Here is a 20,749-nt window from a genome sequence, read left to right on the forward strand (position 1 = left end):
CGTCACTTCAGCGTCTTCAGCGCGGCGGTGCGGATCTTCTCGGCACTTGGCAGCATCGCCGTTTCCAGCGGCTCGGAATAGGGGATCGGCATGTCCGGCAGCGTGACGCGCGCGACCGGCGCGTCCAGCTCGTCGAAGGCGTGATCCATGATCGTTGCCGAAAGCTCGGCGGCGTAGCCGCAAAAGCGCCAGCCCTCGTTGACCACCACGGCATGGTGCGTTTTCGCGATCGAGGCGACGATGGCGTTGACATCCAGCGGGCGCAGCGACCGGAGATCGACGATCTCGGCCGAAACACCGTCGGCTGCGAGAAGATCCGCGGCTTTCAGTGCCTCGACCACCATCTTGGAGGTGGCGAATATCGAGATATCGTTGCCTTCGCGCAGGGTTGCCGCCTTGCCGAGCGGCACGGTCACATCGCCTTCCGGCACCTCGCCGCGGGTGTTGTAGAGCAGCTTGTGCTCGAGGAAGACCACCGGCTGGTCGTCGCGGATCGCGGCCTTCAGCATGCCCTTGGCGTCGGCGGGCGTCGAAGGAGCAACGACCTTGATGCCGGGTATGTGGGCAAGCATGGAATCGAGCGACTTGGAGTGCTGCGCGCCGGCGCCGGCGCCGCCGCCGCCCTGCGTACGCAGCACGAACGGCATCTTGACCTGGCCGTTCCAGATGTAATTGTAGATCGATGCCTGGTTGACCAGCGCATCGAGCGTCAGCGGCACGAAATCCGCATACATGATTTCCAGCACCGGCCGCGTGCCGGTCATCGCGGCGGTCACGGCCATGGCGGTCAGCGCCTGTTCGGAGATCGGCGTGTCGCGCACCCGCGTTTCGCCGAATTCCTCCATCAGCCCTTTCGTCACCTTGAAGACGCCGCCATAGCGTCCGATGTCCTCGCCGAAGACGAAGACGGAGGGGTCGGCCTGCATCTCTTCGCGCAGTGCCGCATTGAGCGCTTCGGCATACCGCATCATGGCCATGTCAGTGTGCCTCGCTGTAGGGGTTGCAGGCTTCGTCGAGCGAGAATTCGGGCATCGGGTCGGAGAGGGCCGCCGCGAATGCCTCGTCGACCTCAGCTCTGGCCGCCACCTCGATTGCCGCGAGTTTCGCCTCGCCGACGTCGCCCAAAAGCGCCTTGCGCGAGACGAGCAACGGGTCACGTTCCTTCCAGGCCGCAATATCCTCCGGCTTCTGGTAACCGCCCATGTCGGAGGTGGAGAAACCTTCGACGCGGTAGGTCTTACATTCGACCATGCCTGGGCCTTCGCCGCGCCTGGCGCGCTCGACCATGGCCGACACGGCACGGTAGACAGCCACCGCGTCATTGCCGTCGACGATCTCGGCCGGCATCGCGTAGCCGGCGGCGCGGATCGACAGGTCCTCGACCGGCGACTGGACCTCGGAGGGAACGGTCAGGCCGAACTGGTTGTGTTCGAGCACGAAGACGACCGGCAATTTCCACAGCCCCGCCATGTTCATGGCTTCGTGGCAGATGCCGGTTTGCGCGGCGCCGTCGCCAAAGACGCACATGGCGACATTGCCGGTGCCGAGGATCTGCATCGACAGCGCCATGCCGGTGGCGGCTGGAATGCCCGCGCCGACAATGGCATTGCCGCCGATCACGCCCTTTTCGGCATCGGCCACCAGCATGTGGCCGGCGCGCCCGCCGCAGGCACCGGTGGCCCGCCCGAAGATCTCGGCCACCACCGGGTGCACGGCCATGCCCTTGCCGATATAGACCGCGTGGCCACGATGGGTGGTGGCGACCTTGTCGCCGGCCTCCAGCACGGCGGTCGCGGCGACGCCGACGGCTTCCTGGCCATCGCAGCGATGGATCGGACCGCGCGTGCGTCCTTCCTTGTGAAGCGCCCCAAGGCCCTCTTCGAGATGCCGCACCAGCAGCATCCGGCGATAGATTTCCAGATGTTGTTCGACGGAAGGAGTGTTTTTCACCGATATCCCCGAGTTCGTGCCGAAATTAAATACAAAAGTGTCGACACTTTGCAAGCGCTTCTGCAAGATAGGGCAAAACAAGTTTGTGAAAAGGGGATCGATCATGCGTTTGGAGGGCAAGGCGGCCATCGTCACCGGAGCCGGCGCCGGTATCGGCGCGGCCGTCACGGAACTGTTTGCGAAGGAGGGCGCGCGCGTTCTGGTCGTCGATCGCGACGGCGCGCGGGCCGGCGAGGTGGCCGGCAGGACCGGAGCGCTGGCCTGGGAGGCGGACGTCTCGGACGAAGTCTCCGTGGCGACGATGGTGCGCCGCGCGCAAGAGGCCTTCGGCCGGGTGGACATTCTGGTCAACAATGCCGGTTACGGCATACGCGGTTCGGTTGTCACCACCGCGGCGGCGGATTGGGACGCGCTCATGGCCGTGAACCTCAAGGGCGTCTTTCTCTGCTCCAAATATGTCATTCCCGTCATGGCCGCGGGCGGCGGCGGGGTGATCGTGAACACCGCTTCCAACGTGGCCCATGTCGGACTTGCCGATCGGGCGGCCTATGTCGCCTCCAAGGGCGGCGTCGCGGCGCTGACGCGTGCCATGGCGCTTGACCATGTTGCGGACAAGATCCGCGTCAACGCCGTGGCACCGGGTGTGACCTGGTCGAGCTATTTCGAAACCATGCTGGAAACCCATCCCGATCCTCAGGGGTTTGTCGCGGCATTGAACGCGCGCTCACCGATGAATCGCGTCGCGCAGCCGGTTGAAATCGCAAATGCAATCCTGTGGCTCGCCAGTGACGAATCCTCTTTCGCCACCGGCTCGATCCTGACGGTCGACGGCGGCATGACCGCCTGGTAAGGCACGCCCCTGTCGTTGCGTAAGACGAAGCCTGCCCGTTTCAGGCAACGGGCCGGATGGAACGCAGGGCACGCAGCATCTCGTCGAGGTCGGCGCAGGGCAGGCAGCCTAGGTCTGCTATATCCTTGGTCACGTCGACCGGCAGGCCCGAATTGGACTCCTTGGGCACTTCGTTCAATCGTCCGCCGATGAGCACCGGCAAGGCAAGTCCGCGTGCCGCCATCGCTGCTTTCACCGCCTGTGCATAACGCAGCGCCACGCCATTGTAAGTGCTGACGGCGATCGCATCGGCCCCGGTTTCGGCGGCGCGGGCGACGAGTGTTTCCGGGTCGACGGCCACACCGGCATCGGCGATGACGATGCCCAGGCCTTCAAGCGCCTGTTCGACGAGATATTTTCCGTGCTCATGCACGTCGGTCGTGCCGATGCAGACGGTCAGGGGTCTAGGGCTTTCCAGCGGCTTTTGCGTCGCGACCCAGGCGACGGCCTTGTGGTTGAGCTCGCGCGCCCATTCGGCATGGATCAGCGGCGTGCGTCCGCGGATGCCGTCCGCGCCCGGGCCGAACAGCGCCTCCATGCGCTTCGGCCCCATGCGGCGGATGGCGAACATCAGCGCGGCCGGGTCTTCGGTATCCACCCCGCGCTCGGCCAGCCCTTTCATGACGGCACCGGCAAAGCGACGCCCGCCTTCGACCAGCACATCGGCCATCGCCTCCACCCTGGCCCAGTCGAAGACGGGGTCGTAGAAGGGGGCGTGCAGCGTGAGCCGGTGCGCGAAGGTTTGTGCGTCGATGATCTCGTCGACATCGGGAATGCGCTGGTTCTCGGTTACCGGTACCGGATTGATCGCATGGCCGGAGGGCCATCGCCCGACAGCCAGTATGTCGGCCAGGAGATAACTCGCCAGGGTTGCGTAATTGCCTGCCGGGGTCGACTGGTAGGAAACGGTGTTGCCGAAGATCATGGTGCCCGGCGTATCGCTGACCCGCACCAGCGCGGCATGGAAGGCAGCGCGCGACAGTGGATCGCTGAAGTGGTGGCCGTAGCAATGGCCGAGCCGCGCGCCGATCAGATCCTCGACGATGTGCTTTTCGACCAGCACCATGCCGAGCGCGCAGGCCATGTCGATGAACAGCCCGGCGAAGCCGTCGTCGAGATTGGAATGGACAAGGATTTCGGCATCCTGCGCGGCAATCAGGCCGAGGGCGGTGACGGTCGCTTCGGTGGTCGCGACATCATCGTCCCAGTAGGGCAGCCGGAAGGTGAAATACTGCCCCAGATTGCCGATGGCCGTTGCACCGGCGGCGATGGCGGCGCGGGTGTTTTCCACCGCGCCCGGCAGGCCGAGCATGAAGTCGCCGAAATGCGCGGCAGCGGGCGCGGCGTTGGTGATGCGGGCGAAATCCTCGGGGCCGGTGAGCACGATGCCGGTGCCGCGCGCGGCCTTTGCACGCATGGCTTGGGGATAACCCATCGACCAGTCGAGGGTGATGCCGAAACGGTCGACCGTTACCCCTGCCTTGCGGCATTGCTCATGCACCTCGCCGATCGCGGCCACGGTGCGGTCGACGCTTCTGAAGCCGATATGGGCGTGCTGCATGACTCGCTTTTCGGCCGCTGCCTTGCGCTTCCATGCGGCTTCGGACGGCATCCCAGTCTCGGTCAGGAAGCGGCAGCTGCCGAGGCGCCAGTCGCGCGCCATGACGCGTCCTTCGGCGAGGAGCTCGGCGCCAGGCTTGAGGCGCGGGTCGAGGAGGGCGGGGCTGAGGTCAGCGATCATGATGCTTTGCGATCAAGGTGAGCTTCGACAATGAAACGGCGAATGATGGCGGCAAGACCTTCGGGGTCGGCGAGGGGGTGAAAATGCGCACCGGGAACTGAAACAAACCGGGCATCCGGTATTGCCGCAGCGATCGCCTCCGAAAGGGCTGGCGGTGTCAGGATATCGCCGGTGGCCGCAATCACTTGAACCGGGGTGTCGATGCGCGGCAGATCGGCAAGGCGATCATGGTCGAGCAGCATGCGCACGCGCGCAGCACTGACTGTCAGCGGCGCCAGGGTGTCAGGGGCGGCGGCGACGGCTGCGTCGAGTTCCCCGGCATGCGTTTCGAGGTAGGACGGTTCGTGGCAGAGCACATGGCCGAGGCGCTGATAGGTCTCGGCCAAGCCGGCCTCCAGCAGTTCGGCGCGAGCGCTGAAGAGCGTGCGGAAACGGCTGTCGGCTCGCGCCCAGGAACTGCTGATCGTATAGCTCAGGCCAAGTTCCGAATGATCGAGCGCCAGCACCTGCGCGATGGCGCCACCAGTGGAATGCCCGACAATATGGGCGGGACCGCCCGTCTGCGCCAGCAGGCCGGCAATGTCGCTGGCGATCAGGGGAATGGAATAGGGGCTTTCGGGGCGATCGCTGCGACCGGCGCCGCGATGGTCGGTGACGATGACGCGATGGTCGGCCTCGAGCAGGCGTACCACACCAGTCCAGAACCTTCCATCACCGCCGAGCCCGGAGATGAGGATGAGGCGTGGGCCGGCGCTGCCTGATGTCTCGTAGTGGATGCGGCAGCCATCGGCGGCGGTGAAGAAGGGCATCAGCTGAGGCCCTCCCTGTCGAGCAACTCGCCAAGCGCCGCGACGAGACTGAGCGCCGTGAGCATCGAGGTTTTCGGATTGTTGGGCGAGGGTGCGTTGACGAGGCGGAAGGAGGCGGTGCCGGCGGTGCTCTCGACCTCGATTTCATGCATGTTGCCGGCAGCTTTCGGATCGGCAACCACGCGCACTGTGACTTTGTCGATACCTGCAGCGAGCGCCACGGCGAAGGCGGCGTTGAGGTTTTTCGGATAGAGCTTTGCCGCTTGCGCCGGCGTGCCTTCGAAGAGGGATACCGCGTCGTGCTCGGCCGACAGGCCAAGAGTGGCAAGCTCGACTTCCCAAGCTGTCGGCGGCTTGCGCGAGGTGTAGCGCACCCGCGCCTCAGGAAGTGCGGCTATCGCCCTGAGATAGTCGAGACCGCCCAACGCGCCTGACGGCAGGACCAAGCGCGCGCCGCTATTGCGCGAAGCATCGGTCAGCCTCGCGGCAAGGATCGGATCGGCGAATGCACCGATCGAAGCGATGATGGTCGGGATGCCGGCTTCGAGAAGCGCGGGCACATAAGCGGCCACCGCCTCCTGGCTTGCCGCCTCCACCACCGCCCGGGGGCGCGGACCGATCAGCGCGTCAAGCTGCGTGACAGTGCTGACATTCGCCGGCAAGTCGCGGCGGGTACCTTCGCGCATCAGCGCCACCCAGCAAACCGAGTCCACTGGGAAAGCTGAGACGATCTCGCGCGCGATCGTGCCGAAGCCGATGAGGCCGAGCGTCACCATCCGAGGCTTCTTCAGGGATTCTGCCTCAGGGGATCGAACTTGTCGGCGAGGTCTGCCCCGAACACCGTCTTGCGCTCGATTTCCAGAACGTTTTCGGGGCGCGGGAAATTGGACGGCACACGGTCACCTGGCTTGCGCGGCTTGCCGATCAGGCGAAAGAAATCCTCGAGCCCGTTCGGCACGATCAACCAGATCCAGCGCAGGCGCGTGTCGCCGTCGTTGATGAACATGTGTCGGACATTCTTCGGCAGGAACACCACGCTGTCCGGTTCCAGCGGATATTCCTTGCCGTCGATGACGGCGCGGCCATGGCCTTCGATGACATAGACCGTCTCTTCGTTGCGGTCATGCGTGTGTTCGCGCACATAGCCGCCGGGCGCTACCGACTGCGTGCCCAGCGCGAAGGGGTGCTCCATGCCGACGATGTGCGGCGCGAGCGCCACGTCGATATGGCCGTTTGCGGGAACCGGCTGCCAGTAGCTTTCGCGCGTTTCGGTTCCGGAAACATGGATGCCAGAGGGCGCGGGTGGAAGGTTGGTGTCGTCCATGGCTCTGCCTGTCGAATGGAGCTGCGAAGGTCGTTCGGGCGCGTTGCTGACTTGGAGAGGGTACAGCGCAAAAAGTGTCGACACAATAGTAGACAGATTAAATTTCGTGCCTCTATATAGTGCTGTGTCGATGATGGCAGGGGAATGCCGATGGGCGAGTACGATGTTCTGGTGATCGGTTCGGGATCGGCGGCCTGCTCGGCAGCGCTGCGGGCCGCCAAGGGTGGCCTCAGGGTGCTCGTCATCGAAAAGAGCGAATGGTTGGGCGGCACCTCGGCCATGTCCGGTGCCGGGGTCTGGATACCCGCCAACCATGTCGCGGCCGAAGCCGGCATCGCCGACAGCCGCGAGGATGCGCTCGCCTATCTGCGTGCGGTCGCGCCCGAAGGATGGGAGCAGAAGGAAGATGCGCTCTGGGGCGCTTTCGCCAAGGCCGCGCCGGACATGCTGCACTTTCTGTCCGTCAACACGCCGCTCGATTTTCGCTTGATCAACGAGCCCGATCCCTTTGCCGAAGCGCCGGGCGGGAAACTCTATGGCCGCATGCTCTCGCCGAGGCCGCTCAGCCGCCGTCTCCTCGGCAAGTTTGCGCGGAGTCTGCGCCGCTCCACCTTGCCGCACAGCTTTACCTACCAGGAGATCGTCGACCTCGATCTCTATCACCATCCCATCCGCGCCGGGTTCAAGGTCTGGCCGAAGCTTCTATGGCGATGGCTGACGAATTCCGGCGGCCAGGGCACGGCACTGATGACCGGGCTGATCAAGGGCTGCCTCGATGCCGGCGTCACCTTTCAGCCGGGAACGCGCGCCGTCACCCTGCTTCAGGATCCGGACTCACGCATCGCCGGCGCGGAGGTGGAGAGCAAGGGCCGGCGCACGAAGATCGTCGCGCGCCGCGGCGTCGTCATCGCAACCGGCGGCTTCGAATGGGACGCCGAGATGCGCGCACGCCACTTCCCCGGCGCCTTCGACCGGATCGGCAGCCCGCGCGGCAATGAGGGCGACGGCCAGAAGCTTGCGGCTTCCGTCGGCGCGCAATTGGACCGCATGGATCAGGCGAACGTCTATCCCTGCCTGCCGACGCGCTACCAGGGACAGTCGCACGGCTTGCCGATGACCTTCCAGGCCGAGCCGCATTCGATCGTGGTCGATCGCGAGGGAAAGCGCTTTGTCAGCGAAAACGCCTTCAACATCGGCGAGGCGATCGATGCGCGCGGACCGGATGGCGAGCCCGTCCATCTGCCCTGCTATCTCGTTGGCGATAATCGTTTCCTCAAAACCTCGCTGCCTTTCCGCTGGTATGCCTCCTACGAGCGCGACTGGATCAAGAAGGCCGATACCATCGCTGGCCTTGCCGCCAAGCTCGGGTTGCCGGCGGCGGCGCTGGAGGAGACGATCGCGCGCTGGAACGGCTTTTGCGAGAACGGGCACGATGCGGACTTCCACCGCGGCGATAATGGTTGGGAGGCATACAAGGCGCATGGCCCCGAGAACCGGCTGAAGCCGATCGACAAGGCGCCCTACGTCGGCATGACGATCAATCGCTCGATCCTCGGCACCAAGGGCGGGGCCCGGACCAACGAGCGGGCGCAGGTGTTGAGACCGGACGGCTCGATCATTCCCGGCCTTTATGCGGCAGGGCTTGCGATGGCCAACCCCATCGGCACGCGCGCCGTAGGGGCCGGCACCACGCTCGGCCCGAACCTGACCTGGGGCTTCATTGCGGCCGAGACGATCCTGCATCAGAACAGGTGATCGCGGAAGCCTACATGGCAGACGGCACCGAACCTCAGAAGCACACCGGAGGCATGGGGGTGATCGCCGGAGCCTACGGTCTTGCACGATCGCCGGTGTCGCCCTGGCCTGAACGTCCCGGAAGCGCTTCATGATCATTATTCGGCTGTCGCCGTGAATTGCAGGGAGCCGTAGGGGTGTTGGTGGATGTTTCGTCTTCGCCATCTAGCGGATTGGTTTTTTGATAGTTACGCCCGCTTGTCGTCCGGATGGCCAAGCTCGCAGAACCACCCGCCCAGATACTTCACCGATGGCGCCTTGGGATCCGGAATCTGCGTCTTCGCCTCGACCGCTGCGCGGAATGGCTCGGCGCTGTCTTGCGGGATGAACCCCAGATGGTTGGCGCCGCTGTTGTCGACCATTTTCAGCTTGTTGTCGGATATGCCGAACGAGATTGTGTGCCCGACGCGCGGCGCCGTCAGTGCTGCTTCGACCAGACGAACGCAGTCGGCGAAGGAAAGATACGACCACAGCATGCGTCGGTCGGCCGGTTCGGGAAAGGACGAGAAGATACGCAGGCAAGCCGTCTCAATGCCGAACTTGTCCCAGTAGAGCCGGCTCAGGCTTTCGACGAAATTCTTCGACACGCCGTAGAGGCTGTCGGGGCGCACCGGCGCATCGACGCCGATATGGGCTTCGACTTCATGATAGCCGATGGCATGCACCGAGGAAGCATAGATAACCCGCTTCACGCCGTGTTTCCGGGCGCCTTCGTAGATGTGGTAGGATCCGCGAATGCTGGAATCCAGGATCGTTTGCCATTCGCATTCAAGCGGCGCACCGCCGAAATGCACGATCGCGTCGCAGTCCTTGGTGGCCGCAAGTGTAGCCTCCATGTCGGCGAGATCGAAGACCGCTTCTTCCTCGTGAGGAGCAAGATCGCCGAACGGTTCGCGACCCGCCAGGCGGATCGTTTTTGCCAGCGGCACCAGCCCCTTTCGCAGTTCCGAGCCAAGCCGGCCGGCGGCGCCGGTGATCAGGATGCGTTCGTAATGCGGCATGGTCTACTCCACTTGCGCGACGGCGGCGTTGATCCGCGCGATCGCCTCGGCAAGCACCTCCTCGCTGGTGGCGGTGGAGATACGAAAATAAGGTGAAAGTCCGTAGGCAGTGCCCGGCACCGAGGCCACGCGGCCTTCGTTCAGAAGATAGGTCGCCACCGCCGTATCGTCCTCCAGCATGACGCCTTTTGGGGTCCTGCGGCCGATCAGGCTGGCGCAACCGATATAGGCATAGAAAGCTCCTTCCGGCGGCGGCAGCGTCAGGCCGTTGATGCGCCTTATGCCATCGACGACCAGGTTCCTGCGCGCCTCGAATGCATCGCGGAAACGAGCCACCTCGTCCTGCGGGCCATTCAGTGCGGCGACCGTCGCCGCCTGGGCAATCGAGCAGACCGAAGTGACCGACTGGCTCTGGATGATCGACATCGCCTTGACGAGTGGTGCCGGGCCGGCTGCATAACCGACACGCCAGCCGGTCATCGCATAGGCCTTGGCCACGCCGTTGACGATGAGGCTTCGGTCCTTGAGGTCAGGGCAGGCCTTGCCGAAGGATACGAATTCGCGGTTATCGAAGATGATGTGCTCATAGATCTCGTCCGACAGGATGAGCACCTGCGGATGCCTGGCAAGGACAGCGCCAAGCGCCTTGAGATCGTCGGCCGAGTAGACCGCTCCGGATGGATTGCCGGGCATGTTCAGGAACAGCCACTTGGTTCTCGGCCCGATCGCCTTTTCCAAGAGTTCGGGCGTCAGCCTGAAGCCGCCGCTTTCCCTGCATTCGACCGTGACGGGCGTGCCGCCTAGCAGCTTCACCATCTCAGGATAGGAGACGAAATAGGGCGCGGGCAGGATGGCCTCGTCGCCGGGTTCCAGCGTCGCCATCAGCGCGTTGAAGATGATCTGCTTGGCGCCGTTGGCCACGACGATGTCGTCGGCCGTGTAGTCCAGTCCGTTCTCGCGCCTGAACTTCCCGGCCACGGCCTCGCGCACTTCCGGCGAGCCGGCTGCGGCGGTGTAGAGGGTCTGGCCCGCTTTGGCGGCTGCATAGGCCGCTTCGATGATGTGGGCAGGCGTCGGAAAATCAGGTTCGCCAAGGCCAAGGTCGATGACGTCGACGCCTTTGACCCGTAGCGCCTTGGCCGCCTGCGAGGCGGCCATCGAAGCCGACGGCTTGACCACGGACAGGCGCGAGGAAATGTAGCTCATCGGCTTTTCTCCGAAATATAGCCCCTGGACACGTCCTGTGCCCGCGCCTCCGTACTGCGCCTGGAGGGATCGCCATAGCCGCCACCGCCAGGAAGTTCCAGCACCAGACGACGCCCTGCCGGAACGTGCTGCCAGCCCTTGGGGCGCATCAGCGTGCCATCGTCGAGCCTGACGATGCCGGCTATCCCGTCCTTGCCGCCATCGCGTCCCTTGGCCGGATGGTTGACCCGGTCGAACATGGCGGAAAAATCGAACTCGTGGCCTTCAGTGGCCGCGATTTCGAGGATCTGGCCGAGGCCGCCGCGAAATTCCCCGTCGCCCCCGGAATCGGGACGCAGTTCCTTGCGCCAGATGACGATCGGCCCGGTGTGCTCGGTCGCCTCGATCGGCATGGTATGGACACCGGACGGAAAGGCGGTGGCGGACAGCCCGTCCAACGTCGGGCGGGCCCCCATGCCGCCGGAATTGAACATCAGCACCTCGGCGCGGCGTCCATCGCTCCCGGCGACCGGCCTGACCGAGATGTGGATGTTCCACAGTGCCGCCGCCCCTTCGGCAAGGATCTGGCCCGGCAGCGCCTTGGCCAGCGCGCCCAGCACCAGATCGGGCACCATATGGCCGATGACGTGCCGCAGGGAGACCGGCGCCGGCCGCGGGGCGTTCAGGATGTTGGTCGGCGACGATATAGTGAACAGAGCAAGCGAGGCCGCATTGTTCGGGATCTCCGGCGCCACGACGCATTTCAGGGCGTAGCAGGCATAGGCCTTGCTGTAGATGATCGGAACGTTGATGCCCCATCGGCTTGTCGGATCGGTGCCGGAGAAATCGACATTCAAATGGTCGTCCTCAATCGAGACAGCTGCCACCAGCTTGACCGGCGTATCGTAGCCGTCGGTCACCAACTCGTTCGACCAGGTGCCTTTCGGCAGCGCCTTGATGCGCTCCAGCGTCGCGTCATGCGTGCGCGTGAAGATGAACTCTCCCAGCCTGTCCAGCGATGCCAGGCCGATCTCCTTCATCATGTCGACCAGGCGGCGATGGCCGACCTCGTTGCAGGCGGCCAGCGAATAGAAGTCGCCGACGACCTGGTTCGGCTCGCGCACATTGGCGCGCAGGATCTTCACCAGATCGAGGTTCACCTTGCCGCGCTCGGCGAACTTCATGATCGGGATCTGGATTCCTTCCTCGTAGACTGACTTGCCGTCGGCGCCGAAGCCACGTCCGCCAACATCGACCACGTGCGCGGTGCAGGCGAAGAATGCCACCAGTTCGCCGTTCAGGAACGAGGGCGAGACCATGGTGATGTCATGGAGATGGCCGGTGCCTTTCCAGGGATCGTTGGTGACATAGGTGTCGCCCTCGTACATCTCCTCGCGCGGGATCTCGTTCATGAACTGCAGCACGGCCTCGGCCATGGTGTTCACATGCCCGGGCGTACCGGTCACGGCCTGCGCCAGCATCTCGCCGCGCGGATTGAACACGCCGGCCGACAGGTCGCCCGATTCACGCACCGACGTGGAGAAGGCCGTACGCAACAGGGTCAGCGCTTGCTCCTCGACCACCGAAATCAGGCGATTCCACATCACCTGCATGCGGATTTCCAAGATGTCGCTCATGCCTGGACCCCTTTGCGGATCAGGAGGATCGAACCGTCGCTCTGTAGCGCGGCATCGAAGAGAGTGGTGACGACCGTCGACGTCTCACGCTCGACGATCACCGCCGGACCGCTGATGCGATCCCCTGGCGAAAGGTCGGCGCGTTCGATGATGGCTGAAACCTGCACGGTTCCGGTCGCCGGATCGAAAACCTCGCGCGTTTGCGAAGCGGCGACGGTCCTGGTCCCCATGGTGATCTCGTGCCTTGCGGGCGCCGGCCGCACGTCCTGCGCCTTGACCGACCAGGTGACGATCTCGATTTCCAATCCGTCGAGGCCATCAATGGCACGGCCGAAGAAGCGCGCATAATTGTCCCGGAAGGCGTCCTTGAGGCTCACCTCATCGCCGGGCTTGAACGCCCTGTCGGGCAGCGGCACCGGGATTTCCCAACCCTGGCCGGCATAGCGCATGAAGGCGGTGATCTCGCGGGTGATGGCATTGTTAGTGCCGGCTCGCACGAAGCTCTCGGCAGTCGTCTTCAGCCCGTCGAGCAGCGCATTCACCTCGCATGCATCGAAGCGCGACAGCCGCATCAGCTTGGAAGCCAGCGCCTCGTAGCCGAACGGCGCCTTGAGAAAACCGATGGCCGAGCCGACGCCGGCGCCTTGCGGGACAAGGCACTGTTCGACGCCAAGCTTCTCGCACAGCCGCGCCGCATGCAGGGGCGCTGCACCGCCAAAGGCGATCATGACATTGTCGGAGATGTTCTTGCCGTTTTCCACCGCGTGGACGCGGGCGGCATTGGCCATATTCTCGTCGACGACCTCGCAGATGCCGAAAGCGGCGGAAACGGAATTGAGCGAAAGCCGGGTGCCGACATCGCGGGTGATCGCCTGCTCGGAAGCCTGCGTGTCGAGCCTGATGGCGCCGCCGGCGAAATTGTCGGGATCGAGCTTGCCCAGCACCAGGTCGGCATCGGTGATGGCCGGGCGGCTGCCGCCACGCCCGTAGCAGGCGGGACCGGGTTCGGACCCGGCACTTTCCGGGCCGGTCTGGATGCGGCCCATGGCGTCGACCCAGGCGATCGAGCCGCCGCCGGCGCCGATCTCGATCATCTCGATGACCGGGATCGAGATCGGCATGCCGGAGCCTTTGCAGAAGCGATAGGTGCGGGCGACCTCGAAGGTCCGCGCCGTGCGCGGCGAATAGTCCTCGATCAGGCAGATCTTCGCGGTCGTTCCGCCCATGTCGTAGGAGACGACGGAGTCCAGGTCGAAGCGCCGCGCCACGTCGGCCGCAAAAATGGCACCGCCGGCCGGACCGGACTCGACCAGGCGCACCGGAAATTCGGACGCGGTTTCCATCGAGATCAGTCCGCCGCCCGAGTGGATCATGAACACCGGACAGTTCGCCCCCATCTCCTTCAGCCGCACCTGGAGGCGCACCAGATAGTCGGCCATCTGCGGCCGGACATAGGCATTGGCGCAAACCGTGTTGAAGCGTTCGAACTCGCGCATCTGCGGCGAGACCTCAGCGCTGATGGAAATCGGTATGTCCAGCTTTCTGGCGAGGATCGCGCGTGCCCGCTGCTCATGCACCGGGTTCATGTAGGAATGGATGAAGCCGATGGCGACGGCGCCGAAGCCGCCCGCGGCGATGCTGTCGGCGATCTCGTCGAGCGCTGCTTCGTCCAGCGGCTGCAATTCCTTTCCGTCCGCGCCGATGCGCCCCTTGACCGTATAGCGATGCTCGCGCGGGATCAGCGGCGGCGGCAGCTTCAGGTTCAGATCATACTGTTCGAACCGGTTTTCCGTGCGCATCTCGATGACATCGCGAAACCCTTCGGTGGTGACCAATGCCGTCTTGGCGCCACGCCGTTCGATGAGCGCGTTGGTCGCCAGCGTGGTGCCGTGAATGACGATGTCGAGGTCCGCCAGCGTGATGCCGGCGTCGCGCACGACGATCTCGATTCCGTCGAGGATAGCCTGTTCGGGGGCGGCATAGTTGGTCAGGATCTTGGTGGAAAAGATCGTGCCGCGCACATCGACCACAATATCGGTGAACGTGCCGCCGATATCCGCGCCGAGACGGATGTCATTTGCCGTACTGGTCATGCGTTGGCCTTATGCGAAGCGAGCGCTGCGTCGCGCATTTGGGAAAGGGTTTGACGCGGCGTGATCGCCTCCGGGGAAATATCCAGCTCCAGGACCGCGCCGGTCGCGGATGCCAGCGCCCTGCCGAAAGCGCCGGCGAACTCCCCCGTCGCGCCGACCCGCTCGGCGTGGAAGCCATAGGCCCGGGCGATGCCGACAAAATCCGGGTTCTCGATGTTCGTTCCCGACACGCGCGCCGGATAGTGCCGCTCCTGATGCGCGCGGATGGTCCCGTAGATGCCGTTGTTCAGGATGAGGACGATCGGCTGCGCCCCGGCCTGCATCGCCGTCCCCAACTCCTGGCAGTTCATCTGGAAATCGCCGTCACCGGCAAAACAGACCACCGTGCGTGAGGGAAAGGCCACTTTGGCCGCGATGGCCGCCGGCAGGCCGTAGCCCATGGCGCCGGATTGCGGTGCAAGCAGCCGCGCCTTTGGCCCGAACCTGAAGAACTTGTTTGGCCACACGGTGAAATTGCCGGCGCCGTTGGTGAGGATGACGTCGTCGGGTAGGTTCTCGCGCAGCCAGCGGCTGACTTCGACCATGTCGACCGGGCCCGGCTGGGCAGGCGCGGTGAACGTGCCCTCATAGCTTTGGCGTGCCTGCGACCGCCACGCGCCCCAGTCGCCCTTGACCGGCGAGAGCGCCTTGGCGAAGGCGTTCGGCCCGGCATGGATGCCAAGCGAGGGCACGTAGATCTTGCCGATCTCGCGATCCGAAGCGTGGACATGGATCAGCTTCTGCTTCGGCTCGGGCACAGACAGCAGCGTGTAGCCATCCGTGGTCATCTCGCCGAAGCGCACATTGATCGCCAGGATCACATCGGCGTCCCGGATCAGCTTCTTGACATGCGGGACCATGCCGACACCGGCCTCGCCGACGAAGACCGGTGAGCCATTGTCGAACTGATCCTGGAAACGGAACGCCGCGACCACCGGAATGTCGGAGGTCTCGGCGAAAGCCTGGAGCACGGCACGCCCGTCAGCTGACCAGTTGGCACCGCCGATCAGGATCACCGGTCTGCTGGAGGCGGCCAGCATGGACCGGGCCTCGGCCAGCGCATCGGCATCGGCCGCGGCCTCGAACACCCTGGCAGGCCCGCTGAGCGCCGCGACATCGGTCAGCGTCGTCAGCATGTTCTCGGGCAGGGCGATCACCACCGGGCCTGGCCGCCCGGTGAGCGCCGTGGTCCAGGCCCGGGCAATGATTTCCGGCAGGCGCTCGACAGCGTCGATCTCCACCGCCCATTTCGCCATCGTGCCGAACACCGCGCGGTAGTCGATTTCCTGAAACGCTTCGCGGCCGCGCATGTCGGTGCCGACCTGGCCGACGAACAGGATCATCGGCGAACTGTCCTGCATCGCCGTGTGCACGCCGATGGACGCATTGGCGACACCCGGTCCGCGCGTCACGAAGCAGATGCCCGGCGAACCCGTCAGCTTGCCATAGGCCGAGGCCATGAATGCCGCGCCGCCCTCGTTGCGGCACAGCACGTAGTCCAGCTTTCCACGAGTGTCGTGCAGCGCGTCCAGCACGGCCAGATAGCTTTCGCCCGGCACACCGAAACTCTTGGTCGCGCCGAGCGCGATCAGGCATTCGACAAGAAGGCGACCGCCATTGCGGATCATGCTGCGACATCCTTCATTCAGGCGGCAAGCGGATCGAGCCTGCCTTTCGGATTCATACGTGCACGCTGGCGCATCGAGACGAAACCAAGAAATGCCGTCTATTCGAAAGTTTTTCTTTCCCGAGAGGCGCGAACCAGGACGTCCGGGTTCATCGTGCCCAGCGGATCGAACGCGCCTTTGAGCCGCGCCATGAGCTCTCGCTCCACCAGGCCGCGATTGCGGTCGGCCATGACCACCTTTGCCCGGCCAAGCCCATGCTCGGCGGCAAAGCTGCCGCCCATCTGAGTGGCAAGAGATGACAGCGCCTCTGCGAACAGCTCGGCCTTGCCGTCGAAATCGGCACGACCTTCCGGCGGAGACAAATTGTAATGGATGTTTCCGTCGCCGAGGTGCCCGAACGGGTTTATCCGCACACCGGGAAGAATGCCGCCGCAGATCTTCGCGCCAGCCTCGACGAAACGGGCGATTGCACCTGGAGGGACGGAGATGTCGTGCTTGAGTTGCTCGCCTTCCAGCCTTTGTCCCTCCGGTTGCTCCTCGCGCAGCCGCCAGAATTGTGCGCGATGCGCACCTGTCGCCGCCAGCGCGCCGTCGCTAACCAGGCTCTGTTCCATGCCCCATTCCAGAGCCGAAGCCAGGATCTCGTCCAGGGGAACGCGTGACGACCCCGATGCCAGTTCGACCAGCAGATAGACGTCGCCCCGTGTCTCCAGTTGGTAGGCAAGGTCGGGCACGTGCTTGAGCGCCAATCGCAGGCCCACATCGGAGAAGAACTCGAGGCCAGTCAGGAATTCCCCGGCCTCGCCGCGCAGGAAGGCGCCGAACGAAACGGCGGCGGCAAAGTCGGGCAGGACCAGAAGGGCGCTCGCTTGCTGCCGAGGCTTGGGGTAGAGCCGCAGGATCGCGCGCGTGACGATGCCGAGCGTGCCCTCAGCGCCACAGAACAGCTTGCGCAGTTGATAGCCGGCATTGTCCTTCTGCACCGCGCGCAGTCCGTCCCAAATCCCGCCATCAGGCGTCACGACTTCGAGACCCAGGACGAGATCCTGCATCATGCCGTATCGGAAAGCCTGGCTGCCGCCGGCATTGGTGCCGATCAGGCCGCCGATCCTGGCGCTGCCTTCTGCGCCCAGATGCATTGGAAACATCAGCCCATGCGGCTCCAGCGCCTCGTGCAGCGTGGCCAGCACGACACCCGCCTCGACGACGATCGATCCGCTGTCCAGATACGGCTTCCCGATCGCCGTCATGCGTGACAGCGAGACGATCACCGCATTCGGCTGCTCGGCGACGGCGGCGCCGCAAAGCCCGGTGTTTCCGCCTTGCGGCACGACTGCCAGTCCGGCCTCGCGACATAGTTTGACGACACTGGCAACCTGCGACGTATTCGCGGGCCTGGCAACGCCAAGAGGTGCGACGCCGTAGCGATTGAGCCAATCGCGCTGGTAGGGCTCGGCATCCCGGCCCGAAAGCCAGCCTTTCGGCCCGAGAATCTCGTGCAGCGCGGTGGCGGGATCGGTCATTGATTTACCCGAGTTAGCTGAGGGCGTGCCGTGCGACACGTCCCGGATCGTTGCTTCCAATCAATGACCCAGCACCTGCGACAGGAATTGTCGAGTGCGCTCGTTGCGGGAAGAGGTGAAGAACTCGTCCGGAGGCGCTTCTTCGAGGATCTCGCCGCCGTCCATGAAAAGCACCCGGTCCGCCACGCGACGCGCAAAGCCCATCTCATGCGTCACGCAGATCATCGTCATGCCTTCCGAGGCAAGCGTGACCATGACGTCAAGCACTTCGGAAACCATTTCCGGATCGAGCGCCGAGGTCGGTTCGTCGAACAGCATGATCTGCGGCTGCATGCAAAGTGCGCGTGCAATGGCGACGCGCTGCTGCTGACCGCCGGACAATTGGCTGGGATATTTCATGGCCTGCTCGGGAATGCGCACCTTCTCCAGGTAGTGGCGGGCGGTTGCCTCGGCTTGCGCCCGCGGCTGCTTGCGCACGATCATCGGGGAGATCATGCAGTTCTCCAGCACCGTCATGTGCGGGAACAGGTTGAAGTGCTGGAACACCATGCCGACTTCACGCCTGATCTCGTCGATATTGCCGACATCGTCGTTGAGCTCGGTCCCGAGCACCGCGATGCGGCCGCCATTGTGCTGTTCGAGGCGGTTGATGCAGCGGATCATCGTCGATTTGCCGGAGCCGGAGGGTCCGCAGACGACGATTTTTTCGCCCCGTTGTACGGAAAGGTTTATCCCGCGCAGTGCTTGGAACGTGCCGTAGTATTTGTCGAGGTTTTCGATGCGGAGCGCCGGCTCACCGGTCGAATTGGTTGAGATCACCTGCACGCCTCCTTACCGTTCGCTGACCGACATGCGGCGCTCGAGAAAGGCGCCATAGCGGGATAGGCTGAAGACGAAGATGAAGTAGATGAAGGCGATGAAGGCATAGACTTCGACATAGGCGAAGCGCCATTCGCCGGTGCCATAGGCGGCATTGCCGGAAGCCAGGATCTCGAAGAAACCGACGATGACCACCAGCGAGGTCTCCTTGAACGAGATGACGAACTGGTTGATCGTGGCCGGCATCGCGTTGCGCATTGCCTGAGGCAGGAGGATGCGGCTGATGCGTTGCCAGTAGCGCATGCCGAGCGCCATGGCAGCCTCCTCCTGTCCTGTCGCAACGCCCTGCATGCCGCCTCTCACGATCTCAGCCTGATAGGCGGAGAAGAACAGAGCGGAGCCGAGGATCACGCGGTAAAGCTTATCGCCCTGCAGCCATTGCGGCAGCGCGAACGGCAGAACCACTGCAAAGGTGAAGAGGATCGATATCAGCGGAAGCGACCGGACCCCGTCGATGATGAGGCCGGTGGTCCGCGAAATCCAGGGCAGCTCCGACCGGCGTAGCAAGGCCAGGCAGATCGCCAAGGGGAAACCGATCAGGCAGGTGGTAACGAAGATGAACAGGGTCAGCGCCAGCCCGCCCCAGGCTTCCTCGCCGACATGGGCAAGGCCAAGCACGCCGCCTTTCATCAATAGGTAGAAAAGGCCTGTTCCGGCTCCCCATACCAGCGCGATCCGGCGGCCCGTCCAGAACGCCGGGATACAGCTCAGCACCGTCATCACCACAACGGCGACGCAGGCCAGCGCCGAGCGCCATTGTTCCTCGTAGGGATAGAGGCCGAAGAAGATGATCCGCCATCTCGCTGCGATGACCGACCAGCAGGCTCCCGCTGTCGCCTGGCAGGCTTCCGGCCCGCCGCTGGTGGTGAAGACAGCCGAGAAAACCGCCCAATTCAGCAGCTTCCAGACCAGGAAGACCATGATCGTCAGACAGGCCAGCGACACCACCGCCTGAAGCGGCGTCGCGAAGAAGCGTCGCCTCAGATCCTCAAGCCTGCCGGGAGCGGGTGGAGCGACAATGACCATCTCCATCTCTCAGCCCCTCAGTTGATTGCCCTTGAGGGCAATTGCCTTGTTGATGCGGTTGAAGACGGCGGCAAGGCTGAGGTTGATGGCGAGGAAGCCTGCCATCAGGATGCCGATCGCTTCGAGGGTTTGCCCGGAATGGTTGATCGTCAGCGCCACAATCATGAAGAAGTCGGTGAAGCCCACGGCGATGCCCATCGTCGTCGCCTTCATCAGCCAGACATACTGATTGGCAAGGATCGGCAGCATGGCACGCAGCGCCAGCGGCAGCCGCACCAGCGTGAAGACCCGCCAGGGACTAAGGCCCAAGGAAAGGGCTGCCTCGACCTGGCCGGTGCCGACAGATTTGAAGCCTCCGCGCACGATCTCCGCAATGTAGGAGCCGCCATAGATGGCGATGGCGATGGCGAGGGTGGCGAACTCCGGAGGGATACGCAGGCCGCCTCTCAGATTGAGGCCTTGCAGGGCAGGGAAGTCCAGCAGCGGCGTATCCGGCAGACGTCCGAGAGCCAGAATGATGGTCGCGCAGGCCAGTGCCGCTGCGGCGGCGGCAAACTGGATGGTGCGCCGCTGGCCGATCGGCTGGGCAAGGAGCGACGTCCTGCCCAGCCAGGCCGGCAGCACGATGGCCGCGATCACAGCCACTGTGGCTGCGGCAAACGCGGCACTGCCGACGTTCGGGAATGGGATGTAGAGTCCTCGGCTGGTGAGCAGGAAGCCCCAGGCTTCGTGCGCGCTGCGCGGCGTCGGCAGGTGCGTGATGATCGCATACCAGAAGAAAACCTGGAGGATCAGCGGAATGTTGCGGAAGATGTCCACATAGGTACGGCCGAGCAGCCGCGCCAAATCGTTCGAAGACGTCCGCGCCAGACCGACGATCGTTCCCACGATCGTCGCCAGTATCAGGCCGACGCTCCCCAGGAACAGCGTGTTGATGATGCCGATGAGGAAGTACCACCAATAGGGATCATTGGCCGTGGCGGGCAGCAGCGAGAAATTCACATCCCAACCCGTCGACTTGAACAGAAAGTCGAATCCGGAGGTGATCCCCTGATCAGCCAGGTTGCGGCGGGCGATCACGATGCCGGCAAGCACCATCGCGGCGATCGAGCCGACATAGAGGACCTGCAACAGCGCGTTGCGGACCTTTTGATTTCTCAGCAGGCTGACCATCCAAAGATCCTTGCCGAATTGTCGCCGACCCCGCCCGGCTGTGCCGGGCGGGGCCTGG

17 protein-coding genes are annotated in these 20,749 nt (G+C 64.2%); 2 read left to right on the forward strand and 15 right to left on the reverse strand.

The window, feature by feature from the left end; all coding sequences use genetic code 11:
* Nucleotides 1-2: 2 nt before the first annotated feature.
* Nucleotides 3-977 carry an alpha-ketoacid dehydrogenase subunit beta gene (locus tag EOC83_RS20910; RefSeq protein WP_063168739.1) on the reverse strand — a complete coding sequence of 325 codons (975 nt, stop codon included), beginning with the start codon at nt 975-977 and terminating at the stop codon, nt 3-5.
* 1 nt (nt 978) lies between these two features.
* A complete protein-coding gene (locus EOC83_RS20915; protein WP_158515799.1) occupies nt 979-1,950 on the reverse strand; it encodes a thiamine pyrophosphate-dependent dehydrogenase E1 component subunit alpha in 972 nt (323 codons plus the stop codon).
* A gap of 103 nt (nt 1,951-2,053) precedes the next feature.
* Here EOC83_RS20915 and EOC83_RS20920 point away from each other — a divergent pair, with 103 nt between their 5' ends.
* Nucleotides 2,054-2,800 carry an SDR family oxidoreductase gene (locus tag EOC83_RS20920; protein ID WP_063168737.1) on the forward strand — a complete coding sequence of 249 codons (747 nt, stop codon included), beginning with the start codon at nt 2,054-2,056 and terminating at the stop codon, nt 2,798-2,800.
* 40 nt (nt 2,801-2,840) lie between these two features.
* Here EOC83_RS20920 and EOC83_RS20925 read toward each other — a convergent pair whose 3' ends face one another.
* From EOC83_RS20925 to EOC83_RS20940, 4 genes are read right to left on the reverse strand one after another with little or no spacing between them, the layout of a single operon-like run.
* Nucleotides 2,841-4,580 (reverse strand): cobalamin-dependent protein, encoded by a 1,740-nt coding sequence (locus tag EOC83_RS20925; protein WP_063168736.1) that lies wholly within the window; start codon nt 4,578-4,580, stop codon nt 2,841-2,843.
* On the reverse strand, nt 4,577-5,389 hold the full coding sequence (locus tag EOC83_RS20930; RefSeq protein WP_063168735.1) for an alpha/beta hydrolase: 813 nt from the start codon (nt 5,387-5,389) through the stop codon (nt 4,577-4,579). The genes EOC83_RS20925 and EOC83_RS20930 overlap by 4 nt, the downstream gene beginning before the upstream one ends.
* Nucleotides 5,389-6,165, reverse strand: coding sequence for an aspartate dehydrogenase (locus tag EOC83_RS20935; RefSeq protein WP_063168734.1), 777 nt, complete (start codon nt 6,163-6,165; stop codon nt 5,389-5,391). The genes EOC83_RS20930 and EOC83_RS20935 overlap by 1 nt, the downstream gene beginning before the upstream one ends.
* 11 nt (nt 6,166-6,176) lie before the next feature.
* Nucleotides 6,177-6,713, reverse strand: coding sequence for a cupin domain-containing protein (locus EOC83_RS20940; RefSeq protein WP_063168733.1), 537 nt, complete (start codon nt 6,711-6,713; stop codon nt 6,177-6,179).
* 150 nt (nt 6,714-6,863) lie between these two features.
* On the opposite strand from EOC83_RS20940, the gene EOC83_RS20945 reads away from it, so the two are divergent.
* Nucleotides 6,864-8,468: an FAD-dependent oxidoreductase gene (locus EOC83_RS20945; RefSeq protein WP_199489654.1), complete on the forward strand. Its 1,605-nt coding sequence runs from the start codon at nt 6,864-6,866 to the stop codon at nt 8,466-8,468.
* A gap of 227 nt (nt 8,469-8,695) precedes the next feature.
* Here the strand turns inward: EOC83_RS20945 and EOC83_RS20955 are convergent, their stop codons facing one another.
* From EOC83_RS20955 to EOC83_RS20995, 9 genes are all read right to left on the reverse strand, one after another.
* Nucleotides 8,696-9,508, reverse strand: coding sequence for an NAD(P)-dependent oxidoreductase (locus tag EOC83_RS20955; protein ID WP_063168731.1), 813 nt, complete (start codon nt 9,506-9,508; stop codon nt 8,696-8,698).
* 3 nt (nt 9,509-9,511) lie between these two features.
* A complete protein-coding gene (locus EOC83_RS20960; protein WP_063168730.1) occupies nt 9,512-10,714 on the reverse strand; it encodes a pyridoxal phosphate-dependent aminotransferase in 1,203 nt (400 codons plus the stop codon).
* A complete protein-coding gene (locus EOC83_RS20965) occupies nt 10,711-12,330 on the reverse strand; it encodes a hydantoinase B/oxoprolinase family protein (protein ID WP_063168729.1) in 1,620 nt (539 codons plus the stop codon). The genes EOC83_RS20960 and EOC83_RS20965 overlap by 4 nt, the downstream gene beginning before the upstream one ends.
* On the reverse strand, nt 12,327-14,423 hold the full coding sequence (locus EOC83_RS20970; protein ID WP_063168728.1) for a hydantoinase/oxoprolinase family protein: 2,097 nt from the start codon (nt 14,421-14,423) through the stop codon (nt 12,327-12,329). The genes EOC83_RS20965 and EOC83_RS20970 overlap by 4 nt, the downstream gene beginning before the upstream one ends.
* The gene (locus EOC83_RS20975) at nt 14,420-16,090 is read right to left on the reverse strand and encodes a thiamine pyrophosphate-binding protein (protein WP_063168727.1); all 1,671 of its coding nucleotides are present in this window, start codon (nt 16,088-16,090) and stop codon (nt 14,420-14,422) included. The genes EOC83_RS20970 and EOC83_RS20975 overlap by 4 nt, the downstream gene beginning before the upstream one ends.
* A gap of 98 nt (nt 16,091-16,188) precedes the next feature.
* Nucleotides 16,189-17,613: an FAD-binding oxidoreductase gene (locus EOC83_RS20980; RefSeq protein WP_063168726.1), complete on the reverse strand. Its 1,425-nt coding sequence runs from the start codon at nt 17,611-17,613 to the stop codon at nt 16,189-16,191.
* A 60-nt stretch (nt 17,614-17,673) separates the two neighbouring features.
* Nucleotides 17,674-18,432, reverse strand: coding sequence for an amino acid ABC transporter ATP-binding protein (locus EOC83_RS20985; RefSeq protein ID WP_027161621.1), 759 nt, complete (start codon nt 18,430-18,432; stop codon nt 17,674-17,676).
* Nucleotides 18,433-18,444: 12 nt separating this feature from the next.
* Nucleotides 18,445-19,524, reverse strand: coding sequence for an amino acid ABC transporter permease (locus EOC83_RS20990; RefSeq protein ID WP_063168725.1), 1,080 nt, complete (start codon nt 19,522-19,524; stop codon nt 18,445-18,447).
* Between the two features lie 3 nt (nt 19,525-19,527).
* Nucleotides 19,528-20,691 carry an ABC transporter permease subunit gene (locus tag EOC83_RS20995; RefSeq protein WP_013530399.1) on the reverse strand — a complete coding sequence of 388 codons (1,164 nt, stop codon included), beginning with the start codon at nt 20,689-20,691 and terminating at the stop codon, nt 19,528-19,530.
* Nucleotides 20,692-20,749: the final 58 nt, after the last annotated feature.

The organism is Mesorhizobium sp. Primo-A (assembly GCF_003997175.1).
In the GTDB taxonomy this organism is placed as follows: domain Bacteria; phylum Pseudomonadota; class Alphaproteobacteria; order Rhizobiales; family Rhizobiaceae; genus Mesorhizobium; species Mesorhizobium ciceri.